This is a genomic window from Paenibacillus sp. FSL H8-0317 (assembly GCF_045040685.1).
Taxonomy (GTDB): domain Bacteria; phylum Bacillota; class Bacilli; order Paenibacillales; family Paenibacillaceae; genus Paenibacillus.
In genome coordinates, this window is the sequence record NZ_CP150294.1 from 508,017 (window position 1) to 522,249 (window position 14,233).

The following is a 14,233-nucleotide window of genomic DNA, read 5'->3' on the forward strand; positions in this document are numbered from 1 at the left end:
ACGGCTGCTTATGGTGCCAAAATACGAGCTTTAATTCGGTTGAAGACGGAGTTTATTTTATTCGGATCCACCGTTCAGATAGTTGAAGAAAGGCTGGTCCACCCAGAAGTCATACGTTGTAATGTCCGCATCAGGTGCCAGCTTCAGGAAACCTTCCCGAATGGATTTGGCATTCTCTTTCAGAGAGAAGGACTGAGCATAGTAATTGCCAAGCGCGATCTTATTATTGGAAATGACAGGATAGTTCGCCAATGTAGTTGGTGAATAATACAGCGGTTGCCACCAGGAACTGAGAATCAATGGAGATGTACTGTCACTGTTCTTTTTGGCATATTTCAGCACAATGTCGTTGAAGCGGACTTTGTCTGCCACATTGTTGAACTCGAACTGAATATCATATTCCTTCGCAGAAGCAATATAGTTGCCGTTCTCGATCTGTGTCACTTTATAGTCTGGCGTTTCCTTCGGCTCGCCCCATTCCTTCAAAAAAATGAAGGCAGATGTCTTCGGCTGGAATTGTACATCAGCATCAATACCTTCGCTACGCAACAAACCAACCAACTGTACAGCATGTTGAATATTATCGTGGCCGTAGGTAAGTGTCAGTTCATCAATAAAGTTGGAATCAAAGCGGCTATCCTTCAGATTATAACCTGTTACGAGATCATCTCGCAGGGCCTGATCCACAATCTTTCTCAGCTCAGGTGACTCGATCAGATCCGCTGTGCGATATGCAGCGTATAGTTTGGAATAGATGTCCGCATCGCCGGAACGCCCAATCTCATGTTTGTATTTCCCTTGACTGACCAGTACGCGTCCAAGCAAAGTATTAGCGAAATCTTTACTTGCTACGCCACCTTTAAGGAGAGCGGGGTATAGGCTTTCGGGAATCAGGCCTGTATCGATCGCCGCAGCCAGTTCCTGTGCGGCTTGTCCCTGAACACGGTTCGGGCTAATGCCGACTTTGGCAAGCGCTTTGGCTGTTTTCTCTGCAGGATATGTATAAGCCAGTTCCTTGAATCCGGCTGCTTTCACCGCGATGAAGACCGCTGCATAAGTGCTCAGATGATCCTTGGCACGTACTTCTGTACCGGAAAGAACCCCATTATTGTATAAGGATACGGCAGCATCATATGAAGAATCACCAGAAGACAGATCGGTAAAGACTGGAGCTTTGGCTTCACTGTCACTTGCTTGAGTTGTTTCCGTGATGGCTGCAATGGCTTGAATGAAATCACCTTTGGTAATCTGTTGCGGCAATTGAATGTTGTATTTCGCTTGCAAGAATTGAGCGAAATCCGCTGCGCTTTCCGTATAAGCGCCTGGCGCCTGAGCTACCGGTCCTTTGACACTTTGTGATGTGGTTGGTTTAGCCGGAGTTGCAGATGCTGCAGAAGCGGAAGCGGGCAAGCTTAGGCTGCCGAGTGTTACCGGAGCGGCGAGTAGAGCCGCCAGTGTGATCTGGGTGATTTTTTTCAAATGAATAGCCTCCTTAAAATGGGTTGGAAAATAAATAGCTTCGGGTTATAATCCTGACAATTCCTATCAGAATATAATAATTGGATTGACTTTAGCACGGAGACGCGCTGGATGTCAACGAAAAAAAGCTTGATACAGAACGGTTTCCAAAGCTTGGTAGAAAGTGAATTGTCAATTATATTCTATTTGAGTGTATACGCTCAAAGATTTATTGACAAGGATCGACAGTATCCGCTAGGATAAGAAAAAAGAATGTTGAAAAGGGGTATTTTCAAAATGAAAAGAGGTTTATCGTTCGTCTTATCGATCATCATGTTGGCTATTTTGTTAGCAGCTTGTGGAAATTCGGCTTCCAAAGACGAACAATCCGCCCAAGGCAGTGATTCTGAGAAATCTCTTCGGATGGCCCTCGTACTTCCCGAAAAAATAGGGGTTAACCCTTTCTTTGTACAGATGGATGAAGGTTTCAAAAAAGCAGGTGAAGAATTCAAAGTAGACACCAAGACGATTGAATCGACAGACCCGGCAGCATTTGAACAAAATCTGCGTGCTGCGGTTGCCGAGAATTATGATCTGATTATTACAGCAACTTTCCAGGCAGAAGATGCATTGAAGAAAGTCGCTGCAGAAAATCCGGACAAGTCCTTTGCAATTGTAGATACAACCGTTGATCTTCCTAACGTTCGTAGCGTTGGTTTCCGTGAATATGAAGGGGCGTACCTGCTCGGTGCAGCTGCTGGATTGTCCACCAAAACAGACAAACTCGGCATGATCGCAGCAATGGATGTACCATTGATCAAGAAATATACGGAAGGTTTCAAAGCTGGATTGGAATCCGTGAATCCGGATGCAGAATTCCTCGTGAACTATGTAGGTGGATTTAATGACCCGGCCAAAGCCAAAGAATTGGCGCTGGTGCAATTCGGCAAAGGCGCTGACTTCATCGCTGGCGCATCCGCTGTAGGTGATCTCGGCGTGTTCGAAGCAGCCAAGGAAAAAGGATTCTACACATCAGGTCAGGATACGGACCGTACAGTTGAAGACCCGGAACATATCGTATTGTCTCAATTGAAGTCAACCGATACGGTTGCTTATGAGACCGTGAAAGATTTTGTAGAAGGCAACTTCAAAGCAGGTGCAGTAAACTATGGTTTGAAAGAAGACGGTGTAGGCCTGACTTACGTTACACGTGATAGCGAATCTCCATTGAATGCTTTCGTAGGACAAGAAGTGATCGACAAGGTTAAAGCAATCAAGGATGATATCGTATCCGGCAAGATCGTAGTCAAAGATCCATTGCAACAATAGTTTTGAATGTTCTTTTCAATGAATGAGTGATGGAAATGATCAGCCGGCTGCCCGATCAGGCAGCCGGTTTTGCTGCTATTAAATGACCAGTATATGTTCAACTTATCGTTTACACGATAACGAAGAGGACAGAAATAACCTGAAGAAGCGAAGTGTTCGCATTTATCCCCGGATTTTCCCGTGTCAAAAGGGAATCAAAAAATCTGGGGATAACGGCGATCGGAAGGTTGTTCTGTCATCGTAGTGGCGAGTGTAACCTTTTTAAGTTGAATTGAGGGGAGCGAACGCGAGATATGCTGTTGGAGATGGAGCAGATTACGAAGAAATACGGCGGCTTCACCGCTAACCGTGACATCCGTTTTAATTTGCGTGAGGGAGAGATTCATGCCCTAGTAGGTGAGAATGGAGCCGGTAAAACAACCTTGATGCGTATGCTGTACGGTATGGAACAGCCCACGTCAGGCACAATCAAAGTCCGCGGACGTGAGGTGAGCTTTGCCACGCCGTCCCAGGCGATGGCAAGTGGCATCGGTATGGTGCATCAGCATTTCATGCTGTTCCCTTCCTTTACGGTGGCGGAGAACATCGTGATCGGACGCGAACCGGCTAAGGCAGGCGCATTTGACCGCAAAAAAGCAGCGGCTCAAGTAAACGAGCTTGGCAGAAAATATGGTATGCCGGTCGACCCGTGGAAAAAAGTGTCCGAGTGCCCGCTTGGCATGCAGCAGCGTGTTGAAATTCTCAAGGTGCTGCATCAGGGCGCAGACATCATTATATTGGATGAACCTTCGGCGGTACTGACACCGCTGGAAGTGAAAGAACTGCTGGCGAACATGAAATCGCTCGCCAAATTGGGCAAAACTTTTGTACTGATTACACATAAGCTTCAAGAAGTCATGGATGTAGCCGACCGGATTACGGTTCTTCGGGATGGTCAGGTGACAGGCACGTTGGAAGCCAAAGATACACATGTAGAAGAATTGTCTCGTCTGATGGTTGGTCGTGAACTTGTGCGTATGGACAAGCAGCCATCGGTTCCGGCTGAGGCGGTGCTTCAGGTCGAAGGGGTTAATCTGTCTGGAGCGAAGGATCGTTCGGCGCTCAAGGACATCCACATGGAGGTACGAAAAGGCGAGGTCGTGGGTATAGCAGGCATCTCGGGTAACGGCCAGTCGGAACTGATTCAGGTCATTGCCGGACTGCGTAAGTCAGACAATGGTCGTGTCTTCCTCTCAGGGCAGGATACAACAAACTGGCCTGTGCGGCGCATTCGGGAGCATGGACTTGCTCATATCCCGGAAGATCGTTATATGTGGGGAGCGGCCAAGGATGCAAGCGTTCGTGAGAACGGACTGATGGGACACCATCATCGCTTGCAGTCACGTGGCATTATCAAAGCCAAAGCAGCAAGAACGATGGTAGAGAGCTGGATCAAACAGTTCAGCATCAAGACGGGTTCTGCGGAGACCAAGGCACAGTTTTTGTCGGGAGGAAACTTACAGAAGCTGATTGCTGCCCGTGAATTTGCACAAGATACACCGTTTCTGATTGCAGCCGAACCGACTCGTGGTGTGGATATCGGAGCGATGGAGACGATTCATGCTGAATTGCTGCGCAAACGTAGTGAAGGTGCGGGCATTCTGCTTATCTCATCCGAGTTGTCCGAAATTTTGCAATTATCTGATCGGATTATTGTCATGTATGAAGGCGAAATTGCCGGAGAACTGAGAGCAGAGGAAGCGACTGAGGAACAGATCAGCTTGTTAATGGCAGGAGGGAAAGAGCGGATATGAATCGGGTAAAAGAAACACTTCGCGGACTCGTACAGCCGCTGCTTGCCGTATTCATCGGTCTGCTTGCAGGGGCTGTGGCGATTCTGATCGTTGGCGGTAATGTGGTGGATACGTATGCGGAGATGTGGAAAGGGGCCTTCGGCAACTTCTACTTCTTCACGAATACGCTGGCTCGTTCCACACCAATTATCTTGGCAGGGCTTGGCGTAGCATTGGCATTCCGTGCCGGATTCTTCAATATGGGAGCGGAAGGCCAGATGATTCTTGGCGGGCTTAGTGCCGCGCTCACGGCGCTCTATCTGCCAGGCCCAGGCTGGTTTGTGTGTATTGCTGCGATAATGGCAGGTATTCTTGCCGGGGGAATCTGGTCCCTGTTTGCAGGGTGGCTGGATGCGCGTTTCGGCATGAATCTGTTGATCACAACCTTACTACTTAACTATATTGCCATTTATTTCGGGGGCTACATGGTCTCCTATCCATTCAAGGACACTACAGGATCTGCTGCGATGGCTCAGACACCCATGATTGACCAGAGTATCTGGTTGCCGAAGTTGTTCCAGGGCATGGGGCTGCATGCAGGCTTCATTATTGCCATTGTAGCAGCTATTCTGATCTACTGGTTTACACATAAAACGGTGACCGGTTATGAAATCCGCATGCTCGGCAGCAACCCATCCTTTGCAACCTACGGGGGTGTTCGCCGCATTCGCATGATGATGCTGTCCATGGTCATCAGTGGCGGACTAGCTGGACTTGCAGGTGCGGGGGAAGTGCTTGGTACACAGTACCGTTTCCTTGATGGCTCGCTGTCATCGGCAAGTTACGCATGGAGCGGCATTATGGCAACGCTGCTTGCTCGCTCACATCCACTCGGTACTGCTGTGGCAGCTATTTTGCTGGCTGCGTTACAGACAGGTGCCATGGGGATGGAACGGAACACGGATGTACCGCTGGAAGTTGGCAGTGTCATCCAGGCTGTATTGACGTTATTTGTATCAGCTCAGATCGGTTATTCATTCCTGAAGCGGAGAAAGGAGAAAAAGTCCAATGCAACAACTGTTTGATGCAGCCATGTTTGGCTCAACCTTGCGGATTATGACTCCAATCCTGCTTGCAGCGCTCGGTGGGGCTTTGTGTTCTCGTGTCGGTCTGTTCAACGTCGGTCTTGAAGGACTGGTTCTGATCGGTGCGTTCTCCGCGATTGTTGGTAATTATCTGTTTGGCAATGTGCTGCTGGCTGTACTCTTTTCCATTATAATTGTGATGTTATTCTCAGCGCTCTTTGCCTTTATAAGCATTAATCTGAAGGCCAACGCCATCGTGGTCGGGATCTCGCTCAACTTCCTGGCTGCGGGGGTGACGACCTTTGCACTGCGTGCGATTTTTGATGTGAAAGGTGCATACTACGACAAAGACATGGTGGGACTTCCCAAGTGGGATATTCCATTGATTAAGGACATTCCGTGGGTGGGCGATGTAATATCGGGACATAGTCCGCTAGTCTACCTCGGCATTGTGCTCGTGATTGCATTGCAATTTTATCTATTCAAAAGTGTATCCGGCTTCCGTCTGCGCTCGGTCGGTGAGAACCCGATTGCAGCACAGAGCATCGGGATCAAGGTACGTGGCATCCAGTATGGTGCCGTTCTGATGTGCGGTGTGTTGTGTGCTCTGGCTGGAGCACAGTTGTCGCTCGGTCAGGTAACGATGTTTACGGAAGGCATGACTGCTGGTCGTGGCTTTATCGCGCTGGTGGCAACGATGCTGGGGCAAGCGAATCCGCTTGGTGTGATGGGCTCCAGTGTACTGTTTGGCTTCATGGAAGCATTAAGTATTCGTCTGCAAGGATTCTCCCTGCCAACCCATTTCACATTGATGCTGCCGTATATTGTAACGCTTGTCGCGATGTTCTTTTTCAAAGACCGTACCTATGCACAGGATGCACTGAAAGCGGGCGGAAGCTCGCGTTAATTCCTGAATGTCTATGTTAGAGACAGTAAAAGAAGGAGGAATTCCACTTGCATAACAAGGCTGAACGTTTGAAAAAAAGTAAAACCCCGGCACCCAAAACAGGTTACGATCACGGAGATCGGCTGCCGCCAGGACAGATGCTGACGGAGAAATTCCCAATTCTGCATGAAGGGGAAGTGCCGGAATATGACCTGTCCACTTGGGACTTGAAGGTATTTGGCGAAGTGGAAGAGGAGAAGGTGTTCTCCCTAGCTGAGTTGCAGGCGATGCCACAGGTGAACACGGTGAGTGATATTCACTGTGTTACCCGTTGGTCGAAATTTGATACGCCGTGGGAAGGTATTCGCTTTTCCGATTTTGTGAAGCTTCTTGGGGTTAAGCCGGAGGCAAAATACGTCATGATCCATGCGGATCATGATTATGAGACAAATGTACCGCTTGAAGAATTGATGCATGATGATGTATTACTTGCATTCAAATATAACGGTGAGCCACTAACACCCAAGCATGGTTTTCCACTGCGTATGGTTGTGCCACAACTGTACTTCTGGAAGAGTGCCAAGTGGATACGTGGTCTTGAGTTTATGACAGAAGATCGGAACGGATTCTGGGAAGTGAATGGTTTCCACCATTTTGCCGATCCGTTCAAGGAACAACGCTTCTCCGGTGAAGATCTGCCGATTCCGGAAGACGAGTGGACGAAGAAGGAGTTTGATTAAGATGTTAATGCCTATTTTGCAGATTCATTCGGAAGACATGCCGGCATACGCCATCGTCTGTGGTGATCCGGCACGTGCGGAGAAGATTTCCAACAAGCTGGATCAGGCGAGAGAACTGGCGTTCAGTCGGGAGTATCGTACATTTGTTGGATTGTATGAAGGGGTACAGATCGCTGTGGTCAGCCACGGTGTAGGTTCACCAGGAGCAGCTGTGTGTTTCGAGGAATTGATTCGCGCGGGTGTAACAACTCTGATTCGTGTAGGTACAGCTGGGTCGTATACAGCCGATTATCCGGCAGGCAGTGTGATAGTGAGTACAGCAGCCGTTCGTACGGACGGGTTGACTCGCCAACTGGTGCCGGAAGGTTTTCCAGCGGTAGCGGACATTGGGGTGACACAAGCGTTGATCGAAGCTGCTCGTGAGCAAGAAAGCGCGGATGCTGCAAGCTTTGCAGGTAAAGTGGGCGTAGGTATCACCGTAACGCTGGATGCGTTCTTCGCAGGCGTGGAAGAGATCCCACATCGCAAATACAAGCAGGCTGGAGCACTTGCGGCCGAGATGGAAATTGCAGCGCTCTATATTGTCAGCACCTTGCGTGGCGCGCGTGCTGGAGCCATTGTCGCGATCGATGGATTCGCGGACAGCGACCTGGCTGCCGAGTATGATCCACATACGGATGCGGTTGGACAAGCGGTGGAGCGTGAGATTAATGCAGCGCTACGTGCACTCGCCACGCTTGCTCGCCAGGATCAGGCATAGGTTGGTTAAGACAAGTATGCATTTTTGCTCAGTGTTACAAAGCAAAATAGTAGAAGTTGTCCATTGGATGTGGATAATATAAAAGGGCGTCCCGCAAGGTCATGAATATGACCCAGGGGGCGTCCTTTTTTGAGTTCTCCCTTTTTTCTTTAACCATTGCCATTCTTTAGAATCTCCTGCTTGTTACAGCCAAACCTATTGATGGATTTTAGAAATAAGGTATCGCCTTCTCGAAACCTTTAAAGACTTTCAACACTCAATTTTTTTACCGACCGTAAAGGTATACATTCCGAAAAAGAATGGTGGAAAACGCCCCTTGGGAGTTCCCTCATTTGAAGATAAGCTCTTGCAAGAAGTGATCAGAATGATACTGAACAGTATTTATGATCCTGTGTTTTCAACAAAATCTCATGGTTTCAGAGAAAACAGAAGCTGCCATACTGCACTCAAACAAGTAAAGAACACGTTCACTGGGGTTAAATGGTTCGTTGAAGGAGACATAAAGTGATTCTTCGACAACATTGACCATCATACGCTCATTAACTTACTTAAACGAAGAATTGATGATGAAGTGTTTATGAATCTGATCTGGAAGTTCCTTAGAGCAGGATTCGTTGAGAACTGGACATAATAACACATACAGTGGTACTCCACAGGGGGGAATTATCAGCCCTGTCCTATCAAATATTTATCTCAATGAACTTGATAACTTCGTTGCGAAGTTGAAAAATTCATTTGATAAGGGGAAAGCGCGGAAGAGGCTTAAAGAGTACCGTACAAGAGAGGCCAGACTCATAAGAGCCAAAGGAAGCTACCGAGCCAGATGGACCGAACTTAAACCAGTGGAAAAAGAAATGTGCAGGCAGCACATTAAAGAGCTTAAGAAAAAGGATCAATTGCCGACTGTACCCCTTTCCAAGCTAATAATCGTTCATCGCTTACAATCTTCTTTGTTTCTTCCAGACGTGACCTCAACCATCCTTCGGCATCGGGAAGCAGTTGTTCCACGGTATCGCCTAGATCAGCAAGATAAGCAAGTGCCTGTTTTTCCTTATCCCTGGTTTCCCCCTCGAATTCAGGCATTTTGGGCAACTGCTTTAGCAGTTTGCTATTATGCTTTTTGACCGCTCGCTGTAAACGATTGGCGGCTGTTTCAGGACTTGAAGCGGTTTAGAGGCTTCATGTTTAGAATAGCTATGGGTTGCATCCACGAGGATAGCCGACGATTTCAGAAACCCTTTTTCTACGCATTGTTTAACGACCACAGTCAGCAGATTTTCAACCTCACCGGCCCCAATTTTGTGAACACGAAAGATAGAAAGCAGCGAAGAGTCGGGCAAAGGATCTTCCGGGTGATGAATCCGAATGAGTAAATGATTTTGGGGAATGAAATGATATAGCTCGCTATGAAAGGAGAGCGTTTGTTGTTTGTTAAGTTACTTATCGACTTTTCATTTATTCTTGAATTTGTTCAAGAGCAATATAACCTCTTTTATGGCAGGCGTGCGAAAGATCGCGAGATGTTGTTTCGATTGATCTTCATTCAAAAGTTGTACAACCTCTCCGATGAGAGAGTCATTGAAGAAACCAAAGTTAATTTGGCGTACAAATGGTTCATTGGTCTGAGGTAAAAAAAGAGACTGATGATTCGCTCATCAGCCTCACTTACATATTCTGTAATCGTTTTTCAGTGGCCTCCCTGAAGGAGATGCTTTTTTTCTTGAGTAAAAACATTGTTAGGATTGCTACTAGGAATCATCGTCCTAAATTGAGGAAGTATAAATATATTACTCTCTTTTTTCAGCATCTAATCGCCGACGAAATACCAAAGCCGAGACAGCAAATATAATAAAAGATAATGTTGCAGCAGCAGTAACCATCTTCAACACATTTCCTATTGGGGGGTTAAACAACAGAGCAATTGAGATGATTAAAACGGCACCAGTTAAACCCATTCCCAAAATCGAGAACGCTAAAATTTTGTTCATCAAATCACCTCACAGGTAATTGAAACAAGCTACTGCCCCAGCGATAGCACCACCACCAAGAAGTGCATATGCACCAATACATGCAGCACATATCGGAGCAGTCACTGGTGTCGGTACTGCACACGAACCCCCACACGCGACCGCAATAATATAAGCCGCCGTACCACCAATTCCAAGTACTGCTCCAAGACAACCTGCCACTGCGCCTACACTATTTGGTTGAACTCCAGAGTTAACTGGCTCTTCTGCAAGCATTTCTTCATCTGTGATATAAGGTCTGTCAGTGTCCACGGATTTAACAACTGATCCATTCAAATACGTCTCAACTCGGAAGTTTCCTGCCTCATTCTTGGTCACCAGCATTTCATTTGTCTGCAATACGGTATTATCCTCATCGAAGAATACTGTTACGTTACTAGGAAGGCTGTAATCCCCATGCAAAGGAACTGTAACAACCGTAACTCCACCGCCAACCGTGTACACACTCGATTTTTCCAAATCAAAAGCAGAGACAGGGGCGATATTCTCAATTTCACCTGCTTCTACTCCATGTAGCGTTGCATCGATCAATTCCTTGGCTTCATTACCTATAACTACAGCAAAATCTTGGCTGTTATCCGCTTGTGCTGTAACACTCAAATTTGGAGATAAACTTAAACAGAAAATAGACAAAATCATTAATACTGGAAAAAAGACCTTTTTCGCCTTTAACATAATAAAAAACCTCCCATTTTTTAATATTTCGTATAACATTTCCTCTTCAAGATTGATACCATCTGTATGCAATTGCTTAGATACCAGTTCGATAGCATCTGCATGTTCAATGAGGGCTTTTTCTTTCTCGTTGTTCTTCGTACCTGGGAGTGTATTATAGAACTGAATGCTGCTAGGCCTGAATTTGGATTTCTTTTCCTGCCCTGAGTTGGTCTCCTGACACGTTGCCCATTAAGCTGAAGCTTAGGGCAAACGTACCGCAATTAACCAAGTCTTCTTAAATTTCAATAACATTTACGCTCCTTATAACCAGTGTTGAGGATTTCCCTCACATATATATAGACACCCAAAAAGGAAAATAGTTACTTTTTTTATTCATTATTTTGTAAAAGAGTCTAAAAAAGTTAGAATAACTGCCTATATGGACGACACACCGTAGAAACAAATTCCACATACTAAGTAAGAAAATCCGTCTCTAAAGGTATACCTTTAAGGACGATAAAAATAAGCTTAGCGTTAACTAAGCTTATTTGAAAATGGCGATTTATTGGGATTATATGTTTTAATCTGCATTATACAAAACTCTATGAATACCGTCTTGTACTTTGTTGCTATGTCTCAAATCGAAATAGATAAGACTCAGTAAGACGGTGAATTAATACCAGTAGTACTGTAACAACAACTCGAAATTTATCCATCAGTAATTAGGTCCTTCTTGTGGAATAATTTCTCAAAATTTTACAGCCTTTCGATAATCGAACACGTTATACTTAGTAGACCTAAAGAGAATTTTCCATTATTTAGGAATGTAATATTAAAAGGAGTCTTCAATCCATGAAGGGAAAAAAATTAGTACCGCTTTTACTTGCTGGAATTGTTGCTGGTTCTATTATAGTAGCGACGACTACAACTGCGGAAAGAGTTATTGCCCAAACTCCGATGGAGGCAGCAACTGAGTACTTTGATGCTTACATTGCTAAGGATGCAGAGGGAATGATGTTCTATTCAAAAGATACAAACTATTTAGATGAGAAAAGTCGTGAAGAAGGATATGTAAAGGATTTAAAAACCAATCCTACTTCTGGGTATGAGACTGTAGAAAGTACACAAATCAACAGTAATGAAGTTCAACTTTATGTGGATCAAAAGTATGCAGGACAAGGGTACAAACAGTCGCCACCACTCCCATATAAAGTTTTTAAAAGCGAAAATGGATGGAAGGTTTTAGTATAACCTTTAGAGATCAACACAGTGACAGGTGAAGTCACTAAAGGTACGCCGATTCACCAATGGAAGTATACAGATAATTATTTTTTCTTTGCAAAAGTAAGGTGAGATTATGTACTGCATATGAGTTAAAAAATATAGTATTAGAGGAATTATTTTGGAGATAGGCACGGGTCTCGTACAAGTTGAGGATGAAGATCTCGCTCGGTCACTAGATCTCATTAATCACAGACCGCGAAAATGCTTGGGTTGGAGAACCGCTCACGAATCTTTCACAGAGGAGCTGTCGCACTTGGTTTGACAAACTGTCGAATATAAAAGATTAAGTCAAGAAAGTGATCGTTTATTTCGGGAGCTATGTGAATATGTTAAGCCAGTGGGGATCGCATGTCCCTCGCGGAGAATGATAAAGCAAAAAATGGGTAAGTTATATAAAGGAACATCATATTGAAGATAAACACATAAGGGAGGATTCTACGATGACACAGAACAATCAACCTCAGGACGAGGCGGAAATTCGCAACAAGCTGGATGAAGATGGGGATTCCTTGATGGAGAAAAAGAAGATTTTGAGCGGAGTGGACATTGAGCCGCAGGCGGATGAATGGGCCGCGAAGCCATCACCTGTTGCTTTTAATGAAGGAAATACTTCTTCGAAAAAATAAACAACATGAGCATCCTACGGGCTTGATGGAATGAAAATAAATGTAGCGAAGCAGGTACCCTTATGGTATCTGCTTTTTGGTTATATAATAATGTAAAATTCAGCAGACGAAAGAGTGATGGGGTTGATTACAGGTAAGAATAACATCAGAATGGCAGAAATGAGGGACTACCCTGGCGTGTCATTGTTGATGGATGAGCTGCACCAGATGCATGTTGAGGCACGGCCGGATCTATACAGAGCGTTAGAGACCAGAATGGAGGAAAAGGAGTTCACCGAACTGCTGGAAACGGACAAGCGTTACCTATATGTTGCCGAGTCTTCCGAAACGGGTTTGATTCTGGGTTACGGGAGTGCTCAGTTAAGTTTAATTCAGGATAACCCATTGATGGTGGATCGCAGGATGTTGTACATCCATGAACTTGTAGTGGATAACAAACATCGGGGGCAAGGAACAGGCAAACAGTTACTAGAAGCATTCATCGGGCTAGGGAGAGAACTTCAGGCACACAGCGTGGAATTATCCGTGTCGACGTTTAACTCTGGTGCACAGGCTTTCTATGAACAGATGGGTCTGGTTGTCCGCAGTAGCAGGATGGAGTATACCTTGTAAGATGCACCGCTCTATTTAATTAGGAAGGATTCATCCATTTTTATCAAAATATCAGAATACTCTTTAATACCCCCATGGGGTATGTTACTCTTAGAAAAGAACGAAAGAAAAGGGGTGTTCAGATGGAACATCAGAGCCATCCCGAGGAACCTATGCAATCCTCCATTTCAGATTCAACGGAAGCTTCGGTTACAGTTCAAGAAGCGGTATCCTGTCATACCGAGGGCAGTGATGGGAAGCATGTGCGCAAGAGTCACCATTCGCAGGAGATGAAGAGTAACTTGGTCTCTCGTTTGAACCGTGTGGAAGGTCAGATTCGCGGGATCAAAGGATTGATCGAAAAGGATACGTACTGTGATGATGTACTGACGCAGATTGCGGCGGCTCAGTCTGCTCTTAACTCGGTAGGCAAGCTTCTGCTTGAAGGTCATATGAAGAGCTGTATCGTTGAGCGTATTCAGGCTGGTGAACATGAGGTTGTGGATGAACTGCTGGTTACGATGCGGAAGTTAATGAAGTAAGGAAGTTAATGAAGTAAGCTGAATCAATTCAACTATTTAATTTATCATTTTAATATACCCCAAGGAGGAATTTACAATGTCTAATGTTACGTTGAACGTTACGGGAATGTCCTGCAATCACTGTGTGAAGTCGGTTGAAGAGGCCGTGAAGAATGCCGGTGCGAGTGGTAAGGTTGATCTGGCAGCGGGAACAGTAGCGGTGGAATATGATGAGCAGAAAGTGAACGTGGATCAGATCAAAGCTGCGATTGAAGATCAGGGATATGATGTAGTCTAACGGGATCACAGGCTTAAACCGAACATGCTCATGGGCACAAAGAGGGCAAACCCCTTTTCCCACGAGTCAGGTTTAAGCCTAATTTTCTGTCTGATATATACCCCTTAGGGGTATGTTCGAATGCAACATACAATAAATTGAATCGATATGAAAGGAGCTGACATGATGGATAACTCAACGAATAAACCGATGGATGGAT

The 14,233-nt window shown here is 45.5% G+C and carries 15 protein-coding genes and 2 pseudogenes; 13 read left to right on the plus strand and 4 right to left on the minus strand.

Annotated elements, in window-relative coordinates:
* Positions 1-57: 57 nt before the first annotated feature.
* Entirely contained in the window at positions 58-1,479 is a 1,422-nt protein-coding gene (locus MHB43_RS02555; protein ID WP_405131253.1) for a hypothetical protein, read from the minus strand.
* A gap of 276 nt (positions 1,480-1,755) precedes the next feature.
* Here MHB43_RS02555 and MHB43_RS02560 point away from each other — a divergent pair, with 276 nt between their 5' ends.
* From MHB43_RS02560 to MHB43_RS02590, 7 genes and pseudogenes are all read left to right on the plus strand, one after another.
* The gene (locus MHB43_RS02560; protein WP_221823881.1) at positions 1,756-2,787 is read left to right on the plus strand and encodes a BMP family protein; all 1,032 of its coding nucleotides are present in this window, start codon (positions 1,756-1,758) and stop codon (positions 2,785-2,787) included.
* A 293-nt stretch (positions 2,788-3,080) separates the two neighbouring features.
* On the plus strand, positions 3,081-4,580 hold the full coding sequence (locus tag MHB43_RS02565) for an ABC transporter ATP-binding protein (protein ID WP_405131254.1): 1,500 nt from the start codon (positions 3,081-3,083) through the stop codon (positions 4,578-4,580).
* Positions 4,577-5,644 carry an ABC transporter permease gene (locus tag MHB43_RS02570; RefSeq protein WP_405131255.1) on the plus strand — a complete coding sequence of 356 codons (1,068 nt, stop codon included), beginning with the start codon at positions 4,577-4,579 and terminating at the stop codon, positions 5,642-5,644. Before MHB43_RS02565 ends, MHB43_RS02570 begins: the two co-directional genes overlap by 4 nt.
* The gene (locus MHB43_RS02575) at positions 5,628-6,551 is read left to right on the plus strand and encodes an ABC transporter permease (RefSeq protein WP_017691011.1); all 924 of its coding nucleotides are present in this window, start codon (positions 5,628-5,630) and stop codon (positions 6,549-6,551) included. The genes MHB43_RS02570 and MHB43_RS02575 overlap by 17 nt, the downstream gene beginning before the upstream one ends.
* A 47-nt stretch (positions 6,552-6,598) precedes the next feature.
* Positions 6,599-7,270 carry a sulfite oxidase-like oxidoreductase gene (locus MHB43_RS02580; protein WP_221823885.1) on the plus strand — a complete coding sequence of 224 codons (672 nt, stop codon included), beginning with the start codon at positions 6,599-6,601 and terminating at the stop codon, positions 7,268-7,270.
* A 1-nt stretch (position 7,271) separates the two neighbouring features.
* On the plus strand, positions 7,272-8,030 hold the full coding sequence (locus tag MHB43_RS02585; protein ID WP_405131256.1) for a nucleoside phosphorylase: 759 nt from the start codon (positions 7,272-7,274) through the stop codon (positions 8,028-8,030).
* Between the two features lie 277 nt (positions 8,031-8,307).
* Positions 8,308-8,786, plus strand: a pseudogene (locus MHB43_RS02590) (reverse transcriptase/maturase family protein); the annotation flags it as partial.
* 123 nt (positions 8,787-8,909) lie between these two features.
* Here MHB43_RS02590 and MHB43_RS02595 read toward each other — a convergent pair.
* Positions 8,910-9,113 carry a hypothetical protein gene (locus tag MHB43_RS02595; protein ID WP_405132495.1) on the minus strand — a complete coding sequence of 68 codons (204 nt, stop codon included), beginning with the start codon at positions 9,111-9,113 and terminating at the stop codon, positions 8,910-8,912.
* A 323-nt stretch (positions 9,114-9,436) separates the two neighbouring features.
* Between MHB43_RS02595 and MHB43_RS02600 the strand changes: the two are divergent.
* Positions 9,437-9,655 (plus strand): annotated as a pseudogene (locus MHB43_RS02600) (transposase); the annotation flags it as partial.
* 162 nt (positions 9,656-9,817) lie between these two features.
* Here MHB43_RS02600 and MHB43_RS02605 read toward each other — a convergent pair.
* Positions 9,818-10,018, minus strand: coding sequence for a hypothetical protein (locus MHB43_RS02605; RefSeq protein ID WP_405131257.1), 201 nt, complete (start codon positions 10,016-10,018; stop codon positions 9,818-9,820).
* Between the two features lie 9 nt (positions 10,019-10,027).
* Entirely contained in the window at positions 10,028-10,732 is a 705-nt protein-coding gene (locus tag MHB43_RS02610) for a hypothetical protein (RefSeq protein ID WP_405131258.1), read from the minus strand.
* Between the two features lie 834 nt (positions 10,733-11,566).
* Between MHB43_RS02610 and MHB43_RS02615 the strand changes: the two genes are divergently transcribed.
* The 5 genes from MHB43_RS02615 to MHB43_RS02635 all read left to right on the plus strand — a co-directional run bounded on the left by MHB43_RS02615 (position 11,567) and on the right by MHB43_RS02635 (position 14,034).
* Positions 11,567-11,965: a hypothetical protein gene (locus MHB43_RS02615; protein WP_405131259.1), complete on the plus strand. Its 399-nt coding sequence runs from the start codon at positions 11,567-11,569 to the stop codon at positions 11,963-11,965.
* 473 nt (positions 11,966-12,438) lie between these two features.
* A complete protein-coding gene (locus MHB43_RS02620) occupies positions 12,439-12,624 on the plus strand; it encodes a hypothetical protein (protein WP_036616704.1) in 186 nt (61 codons plus the stop codon).
* Between the two features lie 117 nt (positions 12,625-12,741).
* Positions 12,742-13,236 carry a GNAT family N-acetyltransferase gene (locus MHB43_RS02625; RefSeq protein WP_405132379.1) on the plus strand — a complete coding sequence of 165 codons (495 nt, stop codon included), beginning with the start codon at positions 12,742-12,744 and terminating at the stop codon, positions 13,234-13,236.
* 122 nt (positions 13,237-13,358) lie between these two features.
* Positions 13,359-13,757, plus strand: coding sequence for a metal-sensitive transcriptional regulator (locus MHB43_RS02630; RefSeq protein ID WP_405131260.1), 399 nt, complete (start codon positions 13,359-13,361; stop codon positions 13,755-13,757).
* Positions 13,758-13,833: 76 nt separating this feature from the next.
* Complete coding sequence (locus MHB43_RS02635; RefSeq protein ID WP_221823889.1) at positions 13,834-14,034, plus strand: copper ion binding protein; 201 nt, start codon at positions 13,834-13,836, stop codon at positions 14,032-14,034.
* Positions 14,035-14,233 lie beyond the last annotated feature (199 nt).